The 21,512-nt window shown below is 37.0% G+C and carries 30 protein-coding genes; 20 read left to right on the top strand and 10 right to left on the bottom strand.

Annotated elements, in window-relative coordinates; genetic code table 11:
• Positions 1-215 precede the first annotated feature (215 nt).
• Genes KTH84_RS02485 through KTH84_RS02520 form a run of 8 tightly spaced genes read right to left on the bottom strand, consistent with a single transcriptional unit; the run spans position 216 to position 4,523 of the window.
• Positions 216-1,346 carry a phage integrase Arm DNA-binding domain-containing protein gene (locus KTH84_RS02485; protein ID WP_262471826.1) on the bottom strand — a complete coding sequence of 377 codons (1,131 nt, stop codon included), beginning with the start codon at positions 1,344-1,346 and terminating at the stop codon, positions 216-218.
• Position 1,347: 1 nt separating this feature from the next.
• Positions 1,348-1,554, bottom strand: a complete 207-nt coding sequence (locus tag KTH84_RS02490) for a hypothetical protein (RefSeq protein WP_005047321.1) — start codon at positions 1,552-1,554, stop codon at positions 1,348-1,350.
• Positions 1,555-1,563: 9 nt separating this feature from the next.
• On the bottom strand, positions 1,564-1,707 hold the full coding sequence (locus KTH84_RS02495) for a hypothetical protein (RefSeq protein WP_002045195.1): 144 nt from the start codon (positions 1,705-1,707) through the stop codon (positions 1,564-1,566).
• Positions 1,708-1,709: 2 nt separating this feature from the next.
• Entirely contained in the window at positions 1,710-2,660 is a 951-nt protein-coding gene (locus tag KTH84_RS02500; protein ID WP_262471827.1) for a hypothetical protein, read from the bottom strand.
• Positions 2,657-3,727 carry an ATP-binding protein gene (locus tag KTH84_RS02505; protein ID WP_262471828.1) on the bottom strand — a complete coding sequence of 357 codons (1,071 nt, stop codon included), beginning with the start codon at positions 3,725-3,727 and terminating at the stop codon, positions 2,657-2,659. Before KTH84_RS02505 ends, KTH84_RS02500 begins: the two co-directional genes overlap by 4 nt.
• A 12-nt stretch (positions 3,728-3,739) precedes the next feature.
• Entirely contained in the window at positions 3,740-4,069 is a 330-nt protein-coding gene (locus KTH84_RS02510) for a hypothetical protein (protein ID WP_262471829.1), read from the bottom strand.
• A gap of 2 nt (positions 4,070-4,071) precedes the next feature.
• A complete protein-coding gene (locus KTH84_RS02515; RefSeq protein ID WP_262471830.1) occupies positions 4,072-4,332 on the bottom strand; it encodes a hypothetical protein in 261 nt (86 codons plus the stop codon).
• Between the two features lie 2 nt (positions 4,333-4,334).
• The gene (locus KTH84_RS02520) at positions 4,335-4,523 is read right to left on the bottom strand and encodes a hypothetical protein (protein WP_262471831.1); all 189 of its coding nucleotides are present in this window, start codon (positions 4,521-4,523) and stop codon (positions 4,335-4,337) included.
• Between the two features lie 209 nt (positions 4,524-4,732).
• Here KTH84_RS02520 and KTH84_RS02525 point away from each other — a divergent pair, with 209 nt between their 5' ends.
• From KTH84_RS02525 to KTH84_RS02535, 3 genes are all read left to right on the top strand, one after another.
• Entirely contained in the window at positions 4,733-5,608 is an 876-nt protein-coding gene (locus KTH84_RS02525; RefSeq protein WP_262471832.1) for an HNH endonuclease, read from the top strand.
• A 68-nt stretch (positions 5,609-5,676) separates the two neighbouring features.
• Entirely contained in the window at positions 5,677-6,060 is a 384-nt protein-coding gene (locus tag KTH84_RS02530) for a hypothetical protein (RefSeq protein WP_262471833.1), read from the top strand.
• A gap of 3 nt (positions 6,061-6,063) precedes the next feature.
• Positions 6,064-7,323, top strand: a complete 1,260-nt coding sequence (locus KTH84_RS02535) for a DNA cytosine methyltransferase (RefSeq protein WP_262471834.1) — start codon at positions 6,064-6,066, stop codon at positions 7,321-7,323.
• Here the strand turns inward: KTH84_RS02535 and KTH84_RS02540 are convergent.
• The gene (locus tag KTH84_RS02540) at positions 7,320-9,305 is read right to left on the bottom strand and encodes an ATP-binding protein (protein ID WP_262471835.1); all 1,986 of its coding nucleotides are present in this window, start codon (positions 9,303-9,305) and stop codon (positions 7,320-7,322) included. The genes KTH84_RS02535 and KTH84_RS02540 overlap by 4 nt on opposite strands.
• Positions 9,306-9,421: 116 nt before the next feature.
• A complete protein-coding gene (locus tag KTH84_RS02545) occupies positions 9,422-10,069 on the bottom strand; it encodes a LexA family protein (protein WP_262471836.1) in 648 nt (215 codons plus the stop codon).
• Between the two features lie 103 nt (positions 10,070-10,172).
• Here KTH84_RS02545 and KTH84_RS02550 point away from each other — a divergent pair, with 103 nt between their 5' ends.
• The 17 genes from KTH84_RS02550 (at position 10,173) to KTH84_RS02630 (ending at position 21,444) form a co-directional block, all read left to right on the top strand.
• Positions 10,173-10,358, top strand: coding sequence for a Cro/CI family transcriptional regulator (locus tag KTH84_RS02550; protein ID WP_004642112.1), 186 nt, complete (start codon positions 10,173-10,175; stop codon positions 10,356-10,358).
• Between the two features lie 10 nt (positions 10,359-10,368).
• Positions 10,369-10,632, top strand: coding sequence for a hypothetical protein (locus KTH84_RS02555; protein WP_262471837.1), 264 nt, complete (start codon positions 10,369-10,371; stop codon positions 10,630-10,632).
• Between the two features lie 43 nt (positions 10,633-10,675).
• A complete protein-coding gene (locus KTH84_RS02560; RefSeq protein WP_262471838.1) occupies positions 10,676-10,966 on the top strand; it encodes a hypothetical protein in 291 nt (96 codons plus the stop codon).
• Positions 10,963-11,796 carry a DNA adenine methylase gene (locus KTH84_RS02565; RefSeq protein ID WP_262471839.1) on the top strand — a complete coding sequence of 278 codons (834 nt, stop codon included), beginning with the start codon at positions 10,963-10,965 and terminating at the stop codon, positions 11,794-11,796. The genes KTH84_RS02560 and KTH84_RS02565 overlap by 4 nt, the downstream gene beginning before the upstream one ends.
• Entirely contained in the window at positions 11,793-12,758 is a 966-nt protein-coding gene (locus tag KTH84_RS02570) for a helix-turn-helix domain-containing protein (protein ID WP_262471840.1), read from the top strand. Before KTH84_RS02565 ends, KTH84_RS02570 begins: the two co-directional genes overlap by 4 nt.
• Positions 12,755-13,153, top strand: a complete 399-nt coding sequence (locus KTH84_RS02575) for an endonuclease domain-containing protein (protein ID WP_262471841.1) — start codon at positions 12,755-12,757, stop codon at positions 13,151-13,153. The genes KTH84_RS02570 and KTH84_RS02575 overlap by 4 nt, the downstream gene beginning before the upstream one ends.
• Complete coding sequence (locus KTH84_RS02580) at positions 13,150-13,590, top strand: hypothetical protein (RefSeq protein WP_262471842.1); 441 nt, start codon at positions 13,150-13,152, stop codon at positions 13,588-13,590. The genes KTH84_RS02575 and KTH84_RS02580 overlap by 4 nt, the downstream gene beginning before the upstream one ends.
• Positions 13,591-14,030: 440 nt before the next feature.
• Complete coding sequence (locus KTH84_RS02585) at positions 14,031-14,249, top strand: hypothetical protein (protein ID WP_262471843.1); 219 nt, start codon at positions 14,031-14,033, stop codon at positions 14,247-14,249.
• Positions 14,250-14,329: 80 nt separating this feature from the next.
• Positions 14,330-14,548 carry a hypothetical protein gene (locus KTH84_RS02590; RefSeq protein WP_262471844.1) on the top strand — a complete coding sequence of 73 codons (219 nt, stop codon included), beginning with the start codon at positions 14,330-14,332 and terminating at the stop codon, positions 14,546-14,548.
• A gap of 143 nt (positions 14,549-14,691) precedes the next feature.
• Complete coding sequence (locus KTH84_RS02595; RefSeq protein WP_262471845.1) at positions 14,692-15,519, top strand: RES family NAD+ phosphorylase; 828 nt, start codon at positions 14,692-14,694, stop codon at positions 15,517-15,519.
• Between the two features lie 61 nt (positions 15,520-15,580).
• Positions 15,581-16,213 carry a putative metallopeptidase gene (locus KTH84_RS02600; RefSeq protein ID WP_262471846.1) on the top strand — a complete coding sequence of 211 codons (633 nt, stop codon included), beginning with the start codon at positions 15,581-15,583 and terminating at the stop codon, positions 16,211-16,213.
• A gap of 45 nt (positions 16,214-16,258) precedes the next feature.
• Positions 16,259-16,735, top strand: a complete 477-nt coding sequence (locus KTH84_RS02605) for a DUF2280 domain-containing protein (RefSeq protein WP_262471847.1) — start codon at positions 16,259-16,261, stop codon at positions 16,733-16,735.
• The gene (gene terL / locus KTH84_RS02610) at positions 16,713-18,239 is read left to right on the top strand and encodes a phage terminase large subunit (protein ID WP_262471848.1); all 1,527 of its coding nucleotides are present in this window, start codon (positions 16,713-16,715) and stop codon (positions 18,237-18,239) included. The genes KTH84_RS02605 and terL overlap by 23 nt, the downstream gene beginning before the upstream one ends.
• Positions 18,240-18,250: 11 nt before the next feature.
• Positions 18,251-19,585: a DUF1073 domain-containing protein gene (locus KTH84_RS02615; protein ID WP_262471849.1), complete on the top strand. Its 1,335-nt coding sequence runs from the start codon at positions 18,251-18,253 to the stop codon at positions 19,583-19,585.
• Positions 19,530-20,342 carry a phage minor head protein gene (locus KTH84_RS02620; RefSeq protein ID WP_262471850.1) on the top strand — a complete coding sequence of 271 codons (813 nt, stop codon included), beginning with the start codon at positions 19,530-19,532 and terminating at the stop codon, positions 20,340-20,342. The genes KTH84_RS02615 and KTH84_RS02620 overlap by 56 nt, the downstream gene beginning before the upstream one ends.
• Positions 20,343-20,406: 64 nt before the next feature.
• The gene (locus KTH84_RS02625; protein ID WP_262471851.1) at positions 20,407-20,697 is read left to right on the top strand and encodes a hypothetical protein; all 291 of its coding nucleotides are present in this window, start codon (positions 20,407-20,409) and stop codon (positions 20,695-20,697) included.
• A 168-nt stretch (positions 20,698-20,865) separates the two neighbouring features.
• The gene (locus KTH84_RS02630) at positions 20,866-21,444 is read left to right on the top strand and encodes a hypothetical protein (RefSeq protein WP_262471852.1); all 579 of its coding nucleotides are present in this window, start codon (positions 20,866-20,868) and stop codon (positions 21,442-21,444) included.
• Positions 21,445-21,512: the final 68 nt, after the last annotated feature.

Here is a 21,512-nt window from a genome sequence, read left to right on the forward strand (position 1 = left end):
TTATCATTATAGGTTTGGGATAACCTAAATATCTTTTGGTAATTTTATTGAACCTAATATCTATTCTTTAGGGAGAAATTATATATAGCATTTATTTTAAAGTCATTGATTTTAATGAATTTTATTATATTTTTTATTTTAATTATTATAGAACTTTTCGAACATATAGAATTATTAGAAAACAATAACTTAAGAAAGGGTTTTGCAGCCCAATCTTATGTCATTTCGGCAAATGGTAATTTAATACCTACGTCCACATCATTCCATATAATCTCATGTCCAGCTTCATAATGTTCAGTCATTTTCTTACTCGTGTGACCAGCTAATGCCTGAGCAGATTTACCCGCTTTTTTATGCAAGAAAATAGCTAGAGCTCTAATTTCATGAAAGGTCGGTAATTGCCTACCAGTTAAGTTTGGATATGCATTTGACTTCTTAACTGCTTTTAAAAAGTTTGAAGATAAATACTGATTATCAATTTGGGTCCAGTGTTCTTTCTCATATTTTCTCTTTTTACCTTGTTTAATTGGTACGCGGTGAATAATAAAAGGGCTAACCACATTATCTTTACAACGATTTAAAACTTGCTGAAGTTCATTATCAATTTTAATCCTCACATAACCGGCACCTTCAGAAATCTCAAATTCATCTTCTGGGTTATCAGTGGTTTTCTCCTGAGCAACGTGCAAATAACCATCAACAATATCAGTCCACTTCATTTTCAGGATATCGACTCGTCTCTGTGTTGTTAACAGGGCTAAATCAATCGCATTTTGAAGCCATGCAGGAGAGTGCTTACGAACAAGTTCCAAGCCTTCTAACGTATGTCTTCTTCGTTGGCGCTTTGAATGTTTAGGCATCGTGGCTTCAATAGGATTATCTGGACATAATCCTTTGCTGACAGCCACATTAAACAGATCAATTAAAACTCCACGACATCCGTTGCTGGAGGATGCCGTCATATCGTCTAGAAGTTGATTGGCCATAAAGAGAGTGATCTGGTCTATTCGTAAATCACCCCATTTAAGTTTGCATCGTTCCAGATAAGATCTATAACTTTCAATTGTTGTGCTAGCTACGGGTTTACCATCTTTACGTCTTTTATTCGCTAAGTAGTCATCTGCAAATTCACCAAAAAATACTCCACCCATAACTTTACCAATCAGGTCATCTGACGGGATGAGTAATTCATTAAGTTTACGTGCTGCTGTAATCGCTTTTGATTTATCTGAACCCATTGAATGAAACTTACCCGTTACAGGGTGACGGTAACGCCAAGCACTGCCGTCACCGCGATAAAGATTAGCTGGTAAGTCTTTGTTCTTTGTATTACGAGGCCTTGCCATTTCAACCTCTTAAAACACGGTCTACGAGTTCATTACCGGTACGTTTTCGGTAAATTTCCCAGTCTATGTACCAGATCCTGCCGATTTGTTCAGCTGGTAATTCACCACGTCGGCAACTACGGGTAATGGTTTGAGGGGCTGGAGGGGTTGCATCTTTGCCGCCATAAACCCGTTTAATAAACTCAGATACTTTGATTAGACAAGCCATAGGTCTTCCTTACTTTCTCCAAGTCGCTTCTTTAAATTTCGCCTCATCAACTAAGTTGTCGATTTGGGACGGATTCACATTGTCGTAGTAATGGTTCATCAGGTTGCCGAACACAATCAGTGTTCGGGCAGAAGAGGAGTAACGGAAGCTCATTGTTAGTCCTCCAGTAAATAATCTGGTTCGCTGGAAGCGGCATTTTCTAATTCAAAGCGACGCTTTTTAACAGCTCCCATGAGCTTTGGTTGAATTAGTGGATCTCGTCCTGAAACATCAATCTCCAAAGCATCTAAAGTGGTAAGGTCGGATGCGGTCTGGATTTGAACCAATAACGATGGTGGCTCATTACCTGCAGGTTTAGCTTGAGCGAGTTCCTCAAGTCGTTTATGAGTAGCGATTAGCAAAGGTTTGTTTTGCTCATCATTCCAGTGTCGCACTTCTTTATAGACAGCATTAACTTCTTCAACTGTTTTTGATTCACTTACTTGTTGGAGTAGGAATTTAAGTGTTTTTTGATAATCATCTTCGACACTTTCAGTTCTTTGCTCTGCTTTAGGTAATGTCTTTTTTCCAACATCATTTGATGTTGAACTTTGGCTATTCAACTGTTCAGCTTCTTGCTGCTCTAAAGCTTCAACAATACGTACTAAATTTGATTTCTTTAACTTTGCATCTGCTTTCATGAATGAAGTGAAATCAGCTTCTTTAAATACGATTTCACATTCAAGTCCTAAAGCTTTTTGAAAGGCTTTCATTTGTAATTCTGCATTCGTAGCATCACGTTGAACAAAACCATTCTTAACCGCACTAACGAGTTCTTCGTAATTAGGAATGAAAGCACCTTTAACAATACTTCCAGTATTACTTACGACAAAGATTTCTTGGCCTTGCTGAAGCTCATCTAAAGCATAAGGCTTGGTAAAGGTGAACCCAGCTAATTGAACAGTTTCAACTTTGATGCAAAATTCATAACCTGATTTAGCAAAAATTGTGGCAGGGAATTGATCCAATTCCGCGAAATCCAGAATGTCTCCGATAGGACGGCATAAGACAGTTTTTCCAACTTGTAAGGCTGTAAATGCTTCAGCTGCAGTAATTAAATTATTCATGCTGTCCATCCTTCCATATCTGATTTAGCAGTGCAGGCATTAAGTATGTTTTGCTCGTATTTAGTGCTTTTGAAATAATTCACAGAGTAGTCCAGATCATTAGGTGACTGAGCTGCCTCAATGTGTTTAAGCGCTATTTGATAGTCACTTTCTAAAGTCTTTTCTTGCTGTTCAATGAGTTGTTTTTCATTGGCTTGCTGAGCCTGTAGATTTTGTTGAATGATTTTCTTAATGCCTCCGCATGTCTCTTCAAACACTTGTTGTTTCACATCATGAAGGCTATTGAGACTGCGCTTTTTGCAGAACTTTTCAATATCGATGCCAGCTTGCAGCATTAAATGCTCAAGCTCCATAAACTGATTTCCAGTGATACATGCGTTAGCAGATCCAGAAAGCAGCCATTGTTTCAGTAAAACACCATCATGTTCACCTAACTGGCGTGGTTCTAAAAATAGACGTGAACGGTCTTTAGTTGCTACAGCTATGTTGTCATGAGTGAGATCAAGGACAGTCGTAAATTCATATTCAATACCATCACGCTGTTCAGCTTTCATTCCAACTTTTTCAACTTTCTTTTTGCCGTTGTCGTTGGTTTGAACTGTTTCCATTTTTGAACGCATCGTAACAATGATATTGATACTAGATCGAAGCATTGCATCAATAAATTTGCGATGACGCGGAGTAACCTGACTCCAAGCACCCCAAGAGTTACCTTTAAAGGACGTTGACGCTAATTGATCTACGATTTCTAAACAACCACCTACACCAGACCATTCATGTGTAATACTGTCTAAAATTAAAGTATCGAAGTTTGCATTTTCAGCAGCCTTAATGACGTCTATAAACTTCTCAGGTGTGTAGGGCGGTTGAATATTTGCATGTTCAAACTCAACCAAATCTTCATATAGTTCAGCACTACTATTTTCAGTATCTGCAACAGCAATACGACCACCAATACCTTTAGCTAAAACTAATGCTGTGTATGTTTTACCTGAACCAGTCGGGCCCGCTATAGCTAAGCGTAATTTCGCGTTTTTACGTTCTGCTTTTTTAAAGAAAACTGACATATTCAAAATCTCCTATCGACTGCCCGTAAAGCCGCGCTTGTTCTTATAAGCTTTGCGGTCATATGAAGGGATATTGTTTAGTTGAAGGGCAGTTGCTAATGCTTTTTTGCGCTGGAATTTAATCTCATTCATTAAGGCTGTATAAACCTTAGGGCGCTTTGCCTTAAATTCTTCGACATTTAAAGGAGTCTTCACTTCACCTTTTACGGTGTACAGCACACTACCGTTTGCATTAGCTGCATAAACAGTCCAGCCGATACGCACAGAATAGAGACCCGTTAAGCGGTCATGGCCCATATAGGCTTTCATACCGTCTGGATGTGGTTTGAATTGAGTATTCATGATTAAGCCGCTCCCTTAGGTTCTTCATAGATCCAAACTTTAGGATTGCTATCAAACTTGACAGAAAATACACCTGTACCTTTAGTGCGAATAATTACACCTAGATCATAAGCACACTGTTTTTCGGTAATTTGGTGGCCTTTGGATTCCATGCGGCGGACTACTTGCCATGTATAAGGCTGGTGGCCTTCTTTATTAATTTCGATAACAGTTTGCAAAACTGCTTGTTGGCGTTCAGATAGGTTTAAAGTTGAATTAGTCATGATCAGCCTCCCATCATCCAAGATGCTGCGGCTACAGCAATTACCCAAAGGATGAATGAAAGGGTAATAAACTTAATGAAGTCTATTGCGTTGGCTTTAATGGCAGCTAAACGAGAAGGGCGCTGTTCTTCAACAGTGGGGTGTTGATATAAGCGTGCAGTCGTTTGACTAGGGATAGTGTTTTGTTTCATACTTATCTCGCAAAGTTTGCAAAGCTCACTGGGGTTCGAAGATCAGTGGGCTTTTTGTTGTTCATGAGATAAAGGTAAGCTAACTTACTTAATTAGTCAATACAATTGGTAATTAAACTTACTTTTGGTTGGTTTAAATGGACCTTGTTATTGATTTGAATAATAATTGTAGAATAGAGAAAATCTATTTAATAGAAAGGTAGAAAAGAGTGACACAAAAATTCTTTTGGGTTAATCATAAGCAATCTTATAAAGATGAGATAAGCGGAAGTTATGTCTGGTCTCCAAAAAGAGAAGTGAATGGTGCTTTTAATCAGACTTATGAAAATCTGACGTATGTACAACCAGGAGACATTGTTTTTTCTTTCGCATTTGGAGTAATACAGGCGGTAGGATATGCCACCTCTTCATGTTATGAAGCCTCTAATCCTTATGTTAATGCCGCAAATTGGTCAGGTATAGGTTGGAAGGTGGATATAAATTTTTCATACTGCAGCCAAAAGTTTAGAGCTAAAGATTGTTTTGAAGAGTTTAGAAATCTTTTGCCTTTGAAAAATTCACCTATAAATATACTTGGAAATGGAAACCAAAAATGTTATTTAGCCGAAATTTCTATTGAGCTTGCAAAGTATTTAATAGATCAGGTAGAACCAAACTATAAGCGTTTTTATCCTATTAAAGAAGCAATAAGTATTCAGGAAACGTCAAAGACCGTATTGATTATGCAGCGTATTGGGCAAAGTTTATTTAGAAAGAAACTACTAGACTTTTATAAGCAGACTTGTCCAGTTACTGGCATTCAATTACCTATACTTTTAAGAGCTAGTCACATTAAGCCTTGGTCGTTGAGCTCTTCTTTAGAAAGATTAGATCCAGCTAATGGTATCTTATTGGCCGCGCATATTGATGCATTATTTGATAATGGATTAATTTCCTTTGAAGATACTGGCGAAATATTATTTGCTAGTAACGAAGTACTGGATATTTTTACTACTCAAAATATTCCTCAAAAAAAAATAAGTTTAACAGTTGGATCTGAAATATATTTAAAATGGCATCGAGAAAATTTATTTAAAAAAATCTAATTTTTTTATTGATGTTGTCTCATTTTTATAAGACAATTTCGTAAATATTATCAGTTTAATGTAATGAGATGAGCTGTAATTTAACACCTTATGAAATAAGTTTAGAGGTAAAAAGTTATCTTGATCGAGAAGGAATTTCATTAAGAGATGTTTGTAATAAGTTTAATCTTTTGAAGAAAAATGAAATTAATCTCGGTTTGGTAAAGCCTTTGAATAAGGATTTCTTACTTAGAATTAAAAACAGCGATTTTAAGGTTGTGAATAGGCGTGTCTTAGATTTATGCGACTTTTTAAAAATAGGAGTAAATCAAAAAATTCTATCAAGAACATCAATGACTGCTGAATTTCAAAACTTAGAAAGAATTGCTTTAGAGCATCCATCCTTAGAACAAAAGCTAAAAAGCTTGTTGGCAGAAGTAAATGATCTTTTAACAACAAATATTAGAAGGTGAAAAATGAAATTTATAGATCTATTTTCTGGGTTAGGGGGATTCCATGTTGGGTTGGCGCAGCATGGACACTCATGTGTGTTTTCATGTGAAATTGACCCAGATTTAAGAAATCTTTATCAAATTAATCATGATCTTATACCTCATGATGATATTCGTACAATTAAAGAAGAAAATATTCCAGAGCATGATATTTTGTGTGCAGGCTTTCCATGCCAACCTTTTTCTCTTGCTGGTAAGAAGAAAGGGGCTAAATGTCCTGAGTCTGGAAAATTAATAGACCATGTACTGAGAATAGCGAAATACCATCAGCCCAAATATGTACTCTTAGAGAATGTACCGAATGTAATTACAATTGAAGAAGGGAAATTTTGGGGATATATTAAAAATTCTTTTGAAGGGTTGGGTTATAAAATAGATTATAAAATAATTTCACCAACCGATGTAGGAATCCCACAAAATAGAAAGCGTGTTTTTATTGTGGGGGTGAGGAATGATTTAATAGAAGGTTTTAAATGGCCCGAAATCAGTCAAAACTATGAGAATGACTTCCAGAAATTATTGAATGATAATTTTGAATATAAAAAACTTGAACCCCAAAAAAATCAACTATTGGTTAAATGGCAGCAATTACTAACTAATCTTAATTTAGACGAGTTACCTAGTGTATCTATTGTAGCTCCAGAGTTTGGTGCAAATTATCCATTTGATTTTAGTCGTTTAACTTTAAAAGAAATTAAAAAATATAAAGGAGCTTATGGTCAAGAATTAAAACACTGTAAGACCTGGGAAGAGGTTTTAAATCTTATGCCAAGTTACACAAGAAAAAATAAAAAAGTGGCTTTATGGGTTGAAAGATCAGTTATTTATTCAAGAAAACTTTATAAAGCTAATACAATTATATGCGATGAATGGAAATCAGACTTTAATTTTAATAATAATAGTTGGCAAATTTTAGAGTGGCGAGGCTTGCGCCATAGTCCTAATATTTTTAATCATTTAGTACAATTTAGAGCTTCTGGTATTAGAGTCTTAAAATCCAATATTGCTCCTTCACTTATTGCGATGACACCAACCCAGATTCCTGTAATACCATCTCAGGCAAGGTATGTATCAACTTATGAGGCTGCAAAATTACAGCATCTTCATAAGTTGAAAGCTCTACCGAATGATAGAAAAGCTGCATTTAAAGCATTAGGAAATGCTGTAAATGCAAAAATTATTGAGTTAATTTCAAGTAACTTAAAATCATATGCTTTAGTTTAGATAAGTTTAGCTGTTGGAGTAATTGATCTTTGATATATTGCGATACAATATAGGAACTCAAGTAATAGATTGTACTGCTGTACATATGCAGGGAAGAAACTGTCCGGATTGACAATATTATTCCCCTTATGTGCAGATAGGTGCAATGCACTAACAAGACGTTTTATGGGTTCTTCAGAAAAATTTAAATCAAATATATTTTTTTGGGTTTGATATCCATGCGAAGAATGGTTTAGGTAGGGGTGAATTGAGGAAACATAGTTAGTAAAAACTTTTTTTTCGCTAATACTATTTATCATTTCATTAAGTTTATTCTCAAAATTAGTTGCAGTTCCAGAGGGAAATGCTTGGCTATATGTGTAATCTAAATAATTTTCAACCAAATTTCTTAAGGCAATTAAGATTATTGTCTTGTATGTTTTTTTATTAAGAAAAATCCAGTTAATTTGGTTAATTAGGCAGCTGCAATACTCATTAGTTTGAAACGAAGTTTTTAACATTTCTGGTTGAATAAGTTCTTTTTTTATCTCTTCATCATCAAATGGAACTGGCTTAGTCGTATCTGCATTATTATGACCTTCTGAATGGTTTTTTTCATTAGGATCTTGAACTTGAGATGGGTTCGTACCGGTAGGGTTCTGAACTGGAGATGGGTTCGTACCGGTAGGGTTCTGAACTGGAGATGGGTTCGTACCGGTAGGATTCTGAACTGGAGATGGGTTCGTACCGGTAGGATTCTGAACTTGAGATGGATTTGTACCGGTAGGATTCTGAACTTGAGATGGATTTGTACCGGTAGGGTTCTGAACTGGAGATGGGTTCGTATCGGTAGGGTTCTGAACTGGAGAAGAAGATGGGGTTGCAGAATGTATTTCATCCTCATTTTTTATTCTAATTATTTCTTCATTAGTGCGGCCATCAACTCTATAAGTTGATGATTGTTTTAGTAGATCTTGAACTTCTTTTATCTTTGCTAATTCAGTGCCAAAAGCTTCTTCATCAATCTCAAATTTATCTTTAGTATATGTAACTGGTAGGTCATTTGCTATAAATTCACCATAAACACGTTGTGCTTCATGTTTATTATGAGATTTATATAATTTTAACGGCATAAATTTTTTAGAGGATAAACCCTGTATAACACGGTCGTATCTGAACATAACTAACCCAGGGTTATCTGTATAACTTCCTGGATCGCGGAGGCATATAAAACCTTTAATTGGTACGCCTTCAAAACTAAAAGATAAATTAACTTTCCACTGTTTATCCTCACCTATTGCATATAGCTTTTGTTTAATTTTTTTATAAATTGGCTTATTTAATATTTCATATTCTTTGGAAAAAGTAAGATCATGTTCCTCTAGATCGAAAAAAGCTTTTAACTTTAGAGTGGGGGCTTCTTTTCTAGTAAATTTTTGATAAATTTCTTCCAGGTCATTAATTATTGATTCAAAAGTATCTTTACTTATTTGCCTTCTCAAATTATAGAGTGTAATTTTCGTTCCACTTTTTCCTTCATCACTGATCTCTTTAGTATTAATCTTATGTTCATGATTATTAATTAATGATAAAAGATTGAAATTAAGGATATATTTAAATTTTTCTGAACTTGGTTTAGTTTCTAATTTCCAGTTATCTGTAAACCATACGGCAGATGCTTTCATTCCAATACCGAATTCACTTAAACCTTTAGCTGCCGTCGGTCTAGCTGGTCTCATGGCATTTATAAATTTTTTCTTTGTAATACCTGGGCCGTTATCTTCAATAACAATACTATTTTTAAGTTCAGCCTCACGATAATCTTTTGAATAGAAGTATAAATTAACTTCTAATGGTGCAATTTCCTGTTGAGTTTTATTATTAGAAAGATGGGCTTGCAAAGCATTATCAATAAACTCGGAAAGTGCATAAGCAGGATCATAACCTTGACTTTTTAAAAGGTTATACATTGTTATATCTGGTGAAATATCAACTAAAAACATTTTTCTTCCTTTAATTTTAAGGCATAAAATAATTAAGTAATATTAGAAGTGATTTTATTATGTTTGATTCTAAAAAAAATATTAAATTTTTGAATAATAAAATATTCTATCTTAAATCAAACATCCCTATATAATCCTACGACTTTACCAACCAACTTACATCCTTCTCGTAGTGGTATGATCTTTTCATGCCATTTAGGGTTTAAGGGTTCTAAATACATACCGTTGCTTTCTACAATCAATTTCTTGAAAGTTGCTTCTGTTTCCCCCTCGCATGCAACGATAACCAAATCACCTGTTTTTAAATCACTTATTTGAAAGTCAGGATTTACATAAATTTTGTCACTTGGTCTAAAGTCTGGAGACATAGATTCCCCAACTACAATTAAACCGTAACCGTTTTTTCCACATTTAGGGTTTGGTGGTAACCATTCCTTAAATTCAGTACCCATTGGAACAGAATCTGCAGTAGTCCAAGTACCTGCTTGTACCCAAGAAATAACTGGTACTAGGCGACCAGCTATAGGAAATTGGGCAGTGATATTTTTATCTAGAGAATCATTTCTTTTGCCACTTAAAAGGTAATCAGAAGTAACCGCTAAAATTTGGGCTAATGCCATCAAACTATCGTGCTTAGGTAAGTTCTCATCCTTTTCCCAATAAATTACTGATGTTTTAGAAACTCCAATTGCATCAGCAACTTGTTGTTGAGTTAGCTTTTTAGACTTTCTCAGATTTTTTAAACGAGTACCTAAAGTTTCCATAGTTTTTTGCCAGTTCCGTTCGTAAGAAATCTTACCATTTGATAAGGTAAGTTTTATGTGTTTAAATAAAGGTAAGTAAAGTTACTTTTTAGTGGTGAAACGCATGACCAAAACAGAAGCATTGGCCTTGCTGGAGTGCAGTATTACTGAGTTAGCCTACAAGTTAAGTATTAGCACTCAAGCAATTAGTCAGTGGCCTGAAGAAAAAATCCCATTAGCTCGTGAATACCAAATTCGTGATTTGGTAGAAGGAAATGAACCTCTGAAAAATAAAGTTGCTGCTGGCTAAGGACATAAATATGAGCCTTGAAAAAGAAGATCTTCGATTGAAGATGCTTCCAGACATGATGGAACGTTTGAGATTGATTGCGGATGTCCGTGGAAATGAGTATGCACATCAAGCTGTAGTCCTCTTAGAAAAAGCCCTTATGGGGGAATATCATGAAGTTAGCTTAATGCTTGAAAGAGCAGATAAAAATAGGCAGAAGAGGGAGCGTTTGGGCATACGCGGGAAAGTTGAAGTAAACCCAGAATCACAAATCTTAGAAATAAAAAAAGCCTGATCTCGGAAATCAGGCTTCTAGGCATTCAATTGAGGTGAATCAAATGAACACAAATAATTTATCAGAACAACCAACCGAACTCAACTCAGAAGAATTTGTAGTAGGTGACATGGTGGTTATTCAAAACCACATTATGGGCCCACTTGGTAGCGATAGTATTTTCTGCATCATAGAAATAAAAAGTGACTTTCTTGGAGACCATGTCTCTATGACTGACATCAACGGAAAAGTTTGGACATCAGGTGTGAGGTATATACGTCATGCCACTGTTGCGGAAAACCAATTAAAACGTCGATTAACCGCAGAAGAGTTAGCACGGGCGGAGGTGTCATGAGTAGCTTAAAACATCCGCTTATCCGTTATCACGGTGGCAAGTTCCGGATCGCTGATTGGGTTATCTCACATTTTCCTGCCCACAAAACTTATGTTGAGCCATTTGGTGGTGGAGCTTCCGTTCTATTTACTAAAGAACCTAGTGTTATTGAGATCTATAACGATTTAGATAATGAAGTCGTGAATTTATTCAAAGTACTTAGAGAACCAGATCAACGAAGATGCTTAGAAGAGAAATTGTATTTAACACCATTTTCTCGCACTGAATTCTATGATGCCTACGATGAAACTGAAGACCCTGTAGAAAAAGCGAGAAGGATGATCATTCGAGCTCAGATGGGTTTTGGTTCAGCTGGGGCAACTAAAGGAAAAACTGGTTTTCGAATGGCGGGAGGCCGACAAAAGAATTATGAAATTGCATTATGGGAACGTTACCCAAATCGATTATTGCAGTTTGCTGAGCGTTTAAAACAGGTTCTTATTGAAAACCAGCCAGCTGCAAAAGTGATTAACCAATATGACGATGAGAACACATTATTTTTTGTGGACCCACCGTATGTAAGAAGTACTCGAACATCAAACATGACGGCTTACCGATATGAAATGAGTGATCAGGACCATATCGATTTATTAGATCTATTAAACCAGGTCAAAGGCAAAGTCATTTTATCGGGTTATGACCATGAGATTTACAACTCACGCTTAACACACTGGGTAAAGAAAACTAAAGCTGTACAGGCCTCAGGGAATAGAGGGGGCGTGAGTCGTCAAGAATGCCTTTGGATTTCTCCAAATGCCCAACAAACCGATTTATTTGGAGGGGGCTTATGAGTCTAGATGCCACCAAATGGGCTTGGGAAGTCCAGTTCAGTGATCGTAAGGGCGGCAGTCTAAAGCCGCTTAAACGACTCGTCTTATTGTCATTAGCAGATCGTGCTGGTGAAGAACATACATGCTATCCGAGTGTTAAACGCTTAGAAGATGACACCAATCTTGACCGAAAAACGGTAATGAAGATTATCGCCGAATTAATTGAAGATGGTCTTATCGCCGATACGGGTGAACGCACGGGTAAAACCAAACAAGTAAAAATCTATAAATTAATTGGTGTGTTGGGACGCGAAAATAAAAGGGTACCAACAACGGGATACTTACCTCAGGAAAGTACCGATTTAAAGGGTACCACTGTTGGAACAGTACCAACAACGGAACAGTACCATTGTTCCGAGGAAAGAGTACCAACAATCCCATTAAACAGTCCCAACGTTGGGACACGGAATCTACCAAAGAATCTATCAGATGAATCTAAAAATAAAAAAACATGGTTGAGTTTGAAAAAACTTGGCGAAGAAATTCGTTTGGCAACTGATCCGGAAACTTACGAGCAGATCAAAAATGCGACTTGGTTCGATCGGGAGTTACGTGCATTTGAACTCTACAACGCCGAGAAGAGTCTTTGTGATGAACTCATGAATTACCACTTTGCAGATTGGTTAATCAACGCATGTGGTAAATACCAATCACGTGAACAGGCAGCTTTCCGGAATTCAGGGTCGTCAGTTCGGTGCTCGGCGGGCGCACCGCACCAGTTGAGCGACAAACAGGTTCATACCTTCGCACAGAAACTTTCACAACATCCTGAGTTCGCAAGCCAGTTTGCAGCTGCAGGGGAAAGTTACGACCAACTTGCAGCTCGTATCGCCGTAAAACTTAGCGATCCAGATCAGGCGAGACAATGGGAACCGTATCTCAAGCAAGTTGGTTTCAAAGGCACATTGCAGGGGGCAGCATGACATCAATGAGCCTTGCTGAATACCGTGAATTATTTCCAGTGAAGACAAAGACGCGCCGTTCAGCAAAGCAAGGTACCAGACAACCAAGTGAAAGCGAGACGGTACTGGCAACACACTTGAGAGCATGCAAGATCAGTTTTGAACAGGAATACAAATTCCACCCTAAACGCAAATGGAGAGCTGATTTTCTGATTACGGGAACAAAGATTTTGGTAGAGGTGGAAGGTGGTATCTGGAGCGGTGGACGTCACACAAGAGGTAAAGGTTACATCGGGGATATGGAGAAATACAACTCAGCGGCAATGATGGGTTTTACAGTTTTACGGTTCAGTACAGAGCAAGTTAAAGCAGGCGTGGTGATTAAACAAATTGAGCAATTGGTGGGTGAGAAATGAGTGCAGCTTTAAAAACACAACAAATGGAATGGTCTAAATACAGTATCGATGGTTGGTTAGAGCAGTTTGGTGCTTGGTGTGAAACAGTTAGAATGAAAGGTGGAGATTTACCAGATGGACTTCATATCAATCAAATTTACTGGTTAATGCGTGAAGCAAGTAATGAACTGCCTAAGGGAAAATCTTATATTCGTTGTGAGATCGATGATTATGAGGCTGATCAAGTACAAATTCTTTTACGTAATTTACTGAATTCTGAAAAGACAGATTTTACAACTAAATTTGCTTTGATTTGCTTAATCAAAAACAAAGTTGAAAATAAAGGTTTAGGAAAAGTGGCGCAAGAAACAAATCAATCAAAAGCGCAAGCTGCAATTATGGTAAGTTGCGCTAGATTTTATTTAGCAGGCCATGATAAAAGACTAGAATTAAAGTGAAAATTTGAATATATGAAACAGACAATAGTAATTGAGACTTCTGAACGCGGTAAAATGCATCTATATGATTTGATTGAAATCAAAGAATTAAGTTACTTAAGACTTATTGATTGTTTGGAAATTAAAGGAGGTTATGCTTTGTATTTAAAAAGATTAAACTTTTCACATCAAACTACACAATCATTAATTCTTCTAAAAGCAAAATTAGTTTTGTTGGGACTAAATAAATTTGAATATTTAAATAATTGACTGTCTAGACTTATTATGACATATTTATGTTACAGTGTTCGAAGTGTAAATGATTCACTGGTATTAAAGCTCATCATTTGGTGAGCTTTTTTTGTTTTTTATTTCAATAATTTAAAAAAATTCTATTTATTGTTTTAATAAAAAATCTAGGTTAGATTTTAATCTTAAAATAATTTTTTAGGTGTGGGGTTATGAGTTCAGAGAAAATCGGTACTGGTGATATTGTAAAACACAAAGATAAAGATGTTGAGATGCTTGTCATTGGCAGAAGAGGGCATTGGGTTACATGTGAATATGCAAATTCAGATGGTGAGAGAGTTGAAAAAACTTTTGATCAGGAATTTTTAGTAATTGTGCAGAAAAAACCGCCTTTAAAAATTAATCCAAATGCACTAAAAATGAGTTTCTAGTATTTACTATGATAAGTAACCTCCTTCGGGAGGTTTTCTTTCGTGCTATAGTCCAGTACGAAATAAAACTGGTAAATAAAATGACGCTTTGTGTTGGGGGTGAATTAGATGGTCAAGAAATTGAAAAAGATGTGAAGATATTTAAAGCATCCGAAATTGACCCAAGCTACACTTCAACTTATTACTTGCAAATTTATAACCGCGACAATGTGTTTTATAATTTTTGGCATCCTCACGGCGTTGATCTTCATGATCTAACAAACAAAGTATTAGAGATTCTTCGATCATCTAAAAGTTAGTTTTATCGTTGCCGGAAGTATTATGGCACTTGGAGCCCCGCTGAATATCGATTATTGGCGGGGCTTTTGTTTTAAAATATGTTTGATTTAGAGTCTATAAAAAAATATTATTCTTATTAGTATGAATTTATTAGGTTTTATAAGTGTTTAAATCAAATATAGATATCGAAACAATAAAGAAAAATATTTTTACTTTTCGTGAAAGGGCAAAAAATGGATCTGTAAATGAAAATATATTGTACGAATTAACCTCAATATTCGGTAATCGATATGTCGCTCCTTGCGAGTTCAGGTCTATACCTAACGGGACAACTTTTTTTCGTGCAAGAGGAATCCCCTCAAACGATATTACTATACCATTTAATACAGTTAGTAACGTTGGGGATGCATGGGAACCACCAAGTGAATTTGTAAAGTATCCTGGTCGTTTAAATAATATTAATCAAAGCATTTTATATTGTTGCCCTGATGATCCATATCTAGCTATAAAAGAAGCTCGCGCAAGTGAAAATAATTTTGTAGCTATTATGAAATATAAGGCTATACGTGAAATAATAGTCACAGCATTAGGTGATTATGAAAGGTCAAATTTACCGAAAGATGATTTGACAAGATTATTCTATTCTTTTTTAGATGAAGAATTTGCTCAAGATGTTAAGCCCGGTGAAGAGAGCCGATATACAATAACTCGTGCAGTAGCAGATAGTTTTGCTAATTTACCTAATCAAGATGGTTGGTTATATCGATCAGTTCAATCCCCTGAAAAATTTAATGTTGCTTTCTTACCTAACAAACATAGAGAGTGTATTGAGCTGGAAGGAGTATTAATTTGCGATTTAAGTGGTTCAGACGGCAATAATCTGAAAGTTATAAGTGTTGTAGACTTTGATAGGAATGATAATGCAGCCCGCTATCATGCTATGGGTTCAAAAGAGCAGCAAGAACTCTTTCCAGAGTTAATTTCTCGATAATAAGCTATTAAATATTAGACCCTGATATTAATTGTCGGGGTTTTTTTATTGTGAGGAATTTATGAAGAGACCAGAGCCACCAGAGCATTTACTTAAACTAGATCCTAATTATGACAGTGTTGACTTTGAGCCAGCACAAGAACTTGAGAATTGGATTTGGGATACATTCATTGATTCAAACTCCCCATTGCATAATCCGGATCATGATCATTTAACTTATTTTGGTAGTTGTTTTTTTAAAGTGTTATGGGCTTCAACCGCATTTATTAAGGCTGGTCAAGTCGTATTGGGGCAAACCGAGCGCGTCATGTTCCGTGTTGGAGGTTGGCAAAAGATGCGCCAAGAAAGACAAATGATTAATTGGTTTGGCCATATCCCTGAGTACGTTATCACTATTGATGCTCGTTATTCTTCTGAATGTAGTGATATCGATTTTTGTGCACTCATTGAGCATGAGCTTTACCACATAGGGGTTAAGCGTACAGATGAGGGCGACCTGATCTTGAGTCCTATCACAGGAATGCCAAAACATTATTTACGTGGCCATGACGTTGAAGAGTTTCATGGTGTTGTAGGTAGATACGGTGCAAATGACGCCGTACAACATATGGTGGATTTAGCTAATGCAGGTCCGACAATTTCAAAAGCAAAAATTGCTCATGCATGTGGTACTTGTCTTCTGAAACTGGCTTAATTTTTTTGCCTGTTTACGTTGACGTACGTTGACAGGAAGAGGTTTATGGCAGCACTTAGAAAAGAGGTCAAACTCTATATAGTACGGTCACTTGCTGTATTTAACACACCACAAGAGACAGTTGAGCTCGTCAACGAAGAATTTAAGATCAAGATCTCACGCCAACAGTGTGAAAGATATGACCCAACCAAGCGGGCTGGAAAAGATCTTAGTCAGGAGTTAAAGCAAGAATTCGAGCACACACGAAATGAATTTTTAGCAAAGCCTTTAAATATTCCTATTGCTAATCTCGCAGTCAGATTACAGAGGCTTGAAAAACAATATTCAGTTCATGCAAAGAATCCTTTATTTTCGCTAAAAATTCTTGAGCAAGCTGCAAAGGACATGGGCGGACAATTCACCAATAAAACCGAAGTAACTGGCGCTGGTGGTGGGCCCCTTCAAAGTGAGCATGTCACACAAATTGTTGCAACGCCTGAACAAATAAAGCAGGTGTTAAATGAACTCCAAGGTAAATACTAATCTGCTAGAAATGCAGTTAGAGCGAGAGTTATGTGAGAAAGAACATCTATTTTTCACACGGCGTTTTTTCTTGCCTCGAATGGGCTTTAAGTTTTCGGTCAATTGGCATCATGAATATATTGCCGACAAGATTGACGAGGTAATTGCTGGGAAGGTTAAAAACTTAGTTATTAACGTTCCACCCGGAAGTGGTAAAACTGAATTACTAACAAACCTTATTGCCCGTGGCATAGCACGTAATGCGCGTTCGCGCTTTTTGTATTTATCATTCTCACAGTCACTTGTAGAAGATGTATCTGCAACAGCAAGGAACATTGTTAAGTCGGAGAACTTTCAGAATTTATGGCCAGTAAAGATTTCTACCAGTACCGATGCTAAATCGAGTTGGAAAACTACGGTCGATGGCTATGATGCTGGTCATGTTTATTCTGCATCCATGGGTGGTCAGGTCACTGGTCGCCGTGCCGGTACATTAGCGAATGAAGGCTTTACCGGTGCGATTATTCTAGATGACCCGTTAAAGCCTGAGGATGCATTTAGCCAGACCGCTAGACGTAAAGCTAACCGTAAGATTCTAAACACGGTCAACTCACGTAAAGCCAAATCTGACACCCCCATTATTCTGATCATGCAGCGTTTGCATGTTGAGGATCCGACAAACTTTGTACTGACTGGTAATGTGCCGGGTGAATGGGAACAGATCAGTATTCCCGCGCTTATCGATGATGAGTACATCAGTAAGTTACCCGAAAAAATACAGAGCAAAATTCCACGTGATGTTGAGCGTGATGCGAAAGGCAGACAAAGCTATTGGCCATTAAAGGAATCTTTACTTTCATTGCTGCAATTGGAGAAAGGTGGCGAGGATAAAGACGGCGCAACGGTATCGCGTTACACATTTGCGAGCCAATACCAGCAAAGTCCTAAAAAGCTAGGCGGTGATCTTGTTAAAGCTGAATGGTTTGGACGTTACCTTGAATTGCCTGTTCTTAAGTGGCGCGGAATATGGGCAGATACAGCACAGAAGGTTAAGAAGCATAACGACTATTCAGCATTCATATGTGCTGGCCTTGGCTATGACAATAATCTTTACATCATCGATGTGAAGCGTGGCAAATGGGAAGCGCCAGCGCTATTAAAAGTAGCCAAGGACTTCATTAAAAAACACAAAGATGGCAATACCCACATCGGCAAGCTTCGATATATGGCAGTAGAGGATAAAGCCAGTGGTACTGGTTTAATTCAAACCATTGCGAAAGAAACAACATTGCCGATTAGGGCTATTCAGCGTGACGATGACAAGCTATCAAGAACTATGGACGTCATTCTTTATGTTGAAGATGGCCGGGTCTTATTGCCAGCAGAAGCACCATGGTTATTGAATTATGTTGAAGAAATTGAAGGGCTCTCCGCTGATTGGTCACATGATCATGACGATCAGTGGGATCCGACCATTGATGCCATTAACGATTCATTAGCAAGTAAGCCAACTGTATTTGATTAAACGAGGAAATTATGGCTGAAGATAAAAAGTCCGATGCAATTGGCGATGCAGGGGCGTATACAAACTTTGTCTCAAATCTTGGTACCGAACGTGACAAGGCATCACACGGTTCTTTTGTTAAGAAAGTAATTCCAGATGAGCAACTAGAAGCGGTCTATCAACACTGGTTAGCTAAACGTATTGTGAACCGCCCAGCAAGTGACATGCTCCGAGCTGGGTGGTTCTATGAAGGCATTCAAGATAACGAGTTATTGAAACTTAAAGAGGCGTGTAAGGCTTTTAACTTAGATAGGGTGCTCTTATCTAGTTTAGTCCTTTCTCGCTTATATGGCGTTTGCTATGTGCTTCTAGGAACTGTGGACGGCGGTGACTTAGACCAACCGTTTGATTTAAACAAGTTAGGCGTTGGTCGTTTAGAGTTTTTCACGGTGCTGAAGAAAAAGCAGATTGAAGCCGATACTTCAAAGTACTTACCTCCAAATGAAGCAGGTGGGCTTCTAAAGCAACCTGAATTTTACAAGCTTAAGCTCGATGGCAGGTCTAACCAACGGATCCACCACACTCGCTTAATTAAATTTGCCCATGCTGATGTGGTGAATGAAGAGCCTCAAAGTATTTTGCAGGAAGTCTATCAGGATCTGCTAGATCATGCAGCCGTGAAGAAGGCCACTGCTAGTCTAGTCCATGAATCAAAAATTGATGTGATTAGAACACCGCATTTGGTTGATAAGATCAAAGAGGATCTAAAAGGTGTAGCAGAACGTTTTCTTAGTGTTGGGTTGCTTAAAGGTCTAAACGGCATGATCGTTTTAGATAAAGAGGAGGAGTACGACTCTAAATCTTATAGCTTTGGTGGCTTACCTGACCTTATGCGTGAATATTCGATACAAACTTCTGGAGCTGCCGAAATGCCATATACGGTTTTATTCGGTCAATCACCAGCGGGAATGAATGCAACAGGCGAACATGACACACGCAACTATTATGACAGTATCGCAACTAAGCAAACATGGTCATTAAAACCATTCATGTTAAGGCTTCTAGGAGTGATTGTTCAAACTACATTTGGTCGTCAGATTCCAACTCTGGACGTTGTGTTCAATCCTCTATGGCAGTTAGACGCTAAGGTTCGTGCCGAGGTTGAGAAAGCTAACGCAGAACGTGACGATAAATATCTTCAAATGGGTGTCATTACAGAGCCACAGATAGCAAGACAGCTTGTTATTGATGGTGTTTATTCAGTGATTGATGAAGAACATATCAAAGAGCTTGAGACAATGGTGAAGCCTGATGACGACGATAATACAGATACTGAAACCCCATCTCCAGCAGGCGAAGAAACGTAAAAAAGGGCGTAAAGCTTCCAAGCCGAGAGCCGTGCACGTAAATCGCCGTGTAGAGCTGTATTACACACGGCAACTACTGGCTATTTCAAAATACTGTCAGGACCAAACTAAGGATCTAGTCATTCCAACGGTAGGCCAAAACATAGGTGATGCTTGGTTCTCGGACATGATGACTTCGTTTCGAGAGAAGCTGACAAAGTATGTTGTTGAGATTTCTAGGCCGTTAGCCACAAAGGTTGTAACTGACACCCAAAAGGAAGTGGACAAGCAAATTGCAGAGCACACTAAAACAATTATTGGTGTGGATCTAACGCCGTTCTATCGTGCTGCAGATATTCAGGACGAAGTAGACCTAAACATAACCTCAAACGTTAGTTTAATTAAGTCTATTCCTCAGCAGTACACAGACAAGTTAGAGGCATTGGTAACAAACGCTTTGCAAACTGGTCAAACCAATGAAGATTTGGCTAAAGAGATTAAAGCATTAGGGCAATCTACAGATTTTCGTGCACGGCTTATTGCTAGTGATCAGATGGGTAAGATCAATGGGCAGATCAATAAAGCCAGACAACTTTCAATGGGTGTTGAGACATACACATGGCAAACGGCTAAAGATGAGCGTGTGAGGCCAGACCATCAGCATAAACAGGGCAAATCATTTAGATGGGATTCACCTCCAGATGGAGGACATCCCGGTCAGCCTATCCGATGTCGTTGTACGGCATTGCCTAACTATGAGGATATTTTGATTGATTGAGCAACATTTAAATATTATAAGTAATTAACTAATATTTTTAGAGTTAAAGCATATGGCAAAACCATTGAGCGCATATCTTGATCATGTTCAAGGGGTAATCAAATGTCCAATTTGTAGTTATGACTACACTCATCAAGGTAAAGTAGAAATTTTTGAACGTGGTGAAGACGATGAACAAGGAAACCACGTTCAAGTGCTTAACGACGGGATTAATGTTGATAGAGATTTAACAAAAAATCCAAGTCCGCGGCGTCAAGGTATAACTATACATATGAAGTGTGAGGTCGATAGACATCCTTTTAAACTTAATATTTATCAGCATAAAGGACAGACTTTTGTAGAAGTGGAAGTGTAAAAAATATTTTTTAATAGCCCATCATCCGGTGGGTTTTTTATGAGTGCAATATAAGTAAAAAATTTAACACTTCAAGGTTGTTAACTTTACTTTGAGGATATTTTGATTGATTAATAGATAATTGTAATTATATGATCAAGCTAATTTCATATTTTTATAGGTGAATAAATGGGGAATCCCACTCATTTTTTAGTTAATAGGGTTGGTAAAAACTTAGATGAAGCAATAGATTTATTAGCTCAAGTTTCAAATGAGTTTATGTTACATTGGAAAAAAAATTACCTGACTGGATGTAATGAAACAAGTGAAATAGCAATTAAAAATTTTGATTTTATAGTTAATGAAATATTAAGGCTAAGAGATGACTTACCTAATGATTCAAAGAATTATTATTCAAGAGAATTTAAAAGATTGCTGAAATCAGAAGTTGGAAAAGTTGATTTTGATATTTCCTATAAAGATTTGATTATATTTGATCGTTCTAAATCTGGACATGCAAAGATAGATGAAGGAAAAGCGATTAAACAAATACAATTAATTAAGTTGCTTAATAAAATTAAGCATAGATGTATAACTCAAATTAATTTTCGAATTGAAGAGGGTGAGCATATTTTAGTTATGGGTTCCGATGAATTTGGAAGTGATCCTAAATGTATAGTTGAATTTAATGTGAAAAAATTTTGTAGCGAATGTCAAAAAATTTCTAATTTAATCAAATTAAATTCAACTAAAGATTTCTGCATTTAACTTCATCTTTTTGACTTCTTTAATATGATTTAAATATTTAAATCATTTGCTAATTAATTTTATACCAC

Origin of the sequence: Acinetobacter sp. WU_MDCI_Abxb74 (genome assembly GCF_025513915.1) — a bacterium.
GTDB lineage: Bacteria > Pseudomonadota > Gammaproteobacteria > Pseudomonadales > Moraxellaceae > Acinetobacter > Acinetobacter calcoaceticus_C.

What these genes read in the sequence shown, in the direction of transcription:
- KTH84_RS02500 (WP_262471827.1), bottom strand. Translation starts at nt 2,660, where the DNA reads ATGAATAATTTAATTACTGCAGCTGAAGCATTTACAGCCTTACAAGTT.
- KTH84_RS02570 (WP_262471840.1), top strand. Translation starts at nt 11,793, where the DNA reads ATGAGTCTAGATGCCACCAAATGGGCTTGGGAAGTCCAGTTCAGTGAT.
- KTH84_RS02530 (WP_262471833.1), top strand. Translation starts at nt 5,677, where the DNA reads ATGAGCTGTAATTTAACACCTTATGAAATAAGTTTAGAGGTAAAAAGT.
- KTH84_RS02510 (WP_262471829.1), bottom strand. Translation starts at nt 4,069, where the DNA reads ATGAATACTCAATTCAAACCACATCCAGACGGTATGAAAGCCTATATG.
- KTH84_RS02630 (WP_262471852.1), top strand. Translation starts at nt 20,866, where the DNA reads ATGGGGAATCCCACTCATTTTTTAGTTAATAGGGTTGGTAAAAACTTA.
- terL (WP_262471848.1), top strand. Translation starts at nt 16,713, where the DNA reads ATGAACTCCAAGGTAAATACTAATCTGCTAGAAATGCAGTTAGAGCGA.
- KTH84_RS02515 (WP_262471830.1), bottom strand. Translation starts at nt 4,332, where the DNA reads ATGACTAATTCAACTTTAAACCTATCTGAACGCCAACAAGCAGTTTTG.
- KTH84_RS02575 (WP_262471841.1), top strand. Translation starts at nt 12,755, where the DNA reads ATGACATCAATGAGCCTTGCTGAATACCGTGAATTATTTCCAGTGAAG.
- KTH84_RS02535 (WP_262471834.1), top strand. Translation starts at nt 6,064, where the DNA reads ATGAAATTTATAGATCTATTTTCTGGGTTAGGGGGATTCCATGTTGGG.
- KTH84_RS02495 (WP_002045195.1), bottom strand. Translation starts at nt 1,707, where the DNA reads ATGAGCTTCCGTTACTCCTCTTCTGCCCGAACACTGATTGTGTTCGGC.
- KTH84_RS02560 (WP_262471838.1), top strand. Translation starts at nt 10,676, where the DNA reads ATGAACACAAATAATTTATCAGAACAACCAACCGAACTCAACTCAGAA.
- KTH84_RS02565 (WP_262471839.1), top strand. Translation starts at nt 10,963, where the DNA reads ATGAGTAGCTTAAAACATCCGCTTATCCGTTATCACGGTGGCAAGTTC.
- KTH84_RS02605 (WP_262471847.1), top strand. Translation starts at nt 16,259, where the DNA reads ATGGCAGCACTTAGAAAAGAGGTCAAACTCTATATAGTACGGTCACTT.
- KTH84_RS02540 (WP_262471835.1), bottom strand. Translation starts at nt 9,305, where the DNA reads ATGTTTTTAGTTGATATTTCACCAGATATAACAATGTATAACCTTTTA.
- KTH84_RS02490 (WP_005047321.1), bottom strand. Translation starts at nt 1,554, where the DNA reads ATGGCTTGTCTAATCAAAGTATCTGAGTTTATTAAACGGGTTTATGGC.
- KTH84_RS02580 (WP_262471842.1), top strand. Translation starts at nt 13,150, where the DNA reads ATGAGTGCAGCTTTAAAAACACAACAAATGGAATGGTCTAAATACAGT.
- KTH84_RS02590 (WP_262471844.1), top strand. Translation starts at nt 14,330, where the DNA reads ATGACGCTTTGTGTTGGGGGTGAATTAGATGGTCAAGAAATTGAAAAA.
- KTH84_RS02485 (WP_262471826.1), bottom strand. Translation starts at nt 1,346, where the DNA reads ATGGCAAGGCCTCGTAATACAAAGAACAAAGACTTACCAGCTAATCTT.
- KTH84_RS02615 (WP_262471849.1), top strand. Translation starts at nt 18,251, where the DNA reads ATGGCTGAAGATAAAAAGTCCGATGCAATTGGCGATGCAGGGGCGTAT.
- KTH84_RS02555 (WP_262471837.1), top strand. Translation starts at nt 10,369, where the DNA reads ATGAGCCTTGAAAAAGAAGATCTTCGATTGAAGATGCTTCCAGACATG.
- KTH84_RS02620 (WP_262471850.1), top strand. Translation starts at nt 19,530, where the DNA reads ATGACGACGATAATACAGATACTGAAACCCCATCTCCAGCAGGCGAAG.
- KTH84_RS02550 (WP_004642112.1), top strand. Translation starts at nt 10,173, where the DNA reads ATGACCAAAACAGAAGCATTGGCCTTGCTGGAGTGCAGTATTACTGAG.
- KTH84_RS02545 (WP_262471836.1), bottom strand. Translation starts at nt 10,069, where the DNA reads ATGGAAACTTTAGGTACTCGTTTAAAAAATCTGAGAAAGTCTAAAAAG.
- KTH84_RS02520 (WP_262471831.1), bottom strand. Translation starts at nt 4,523, where the DNA reads ATGAAACAAAACACTATCCCTAGTCAAACGACTGCACGCTTATATCAA.
- KTH84_RS02600 (WP_262471846.1), top strand. Translation starts at nt 15,581, where the DNA reads ATGAAGAGACCAGAGCCACCAGAGCATTTACTTAAACTAGATCCTAAT.
- KTH84_RS02505 (WP_262471828.1), bottom strand. Translation starts at nt 3,727, where the DNA reads ATGTCAGTTTTCTTTAAAAAAGCAGAACGTAAAAACGCGAAATTACGC.
- KTH84_RS02585 (WP_262471843.1), top strand. Translation starts at nt 14,031, where the DNA reads ATGAGTTCAGAGAAAATCGGTACTGGTGATATTGTAAAACACAAAGAT.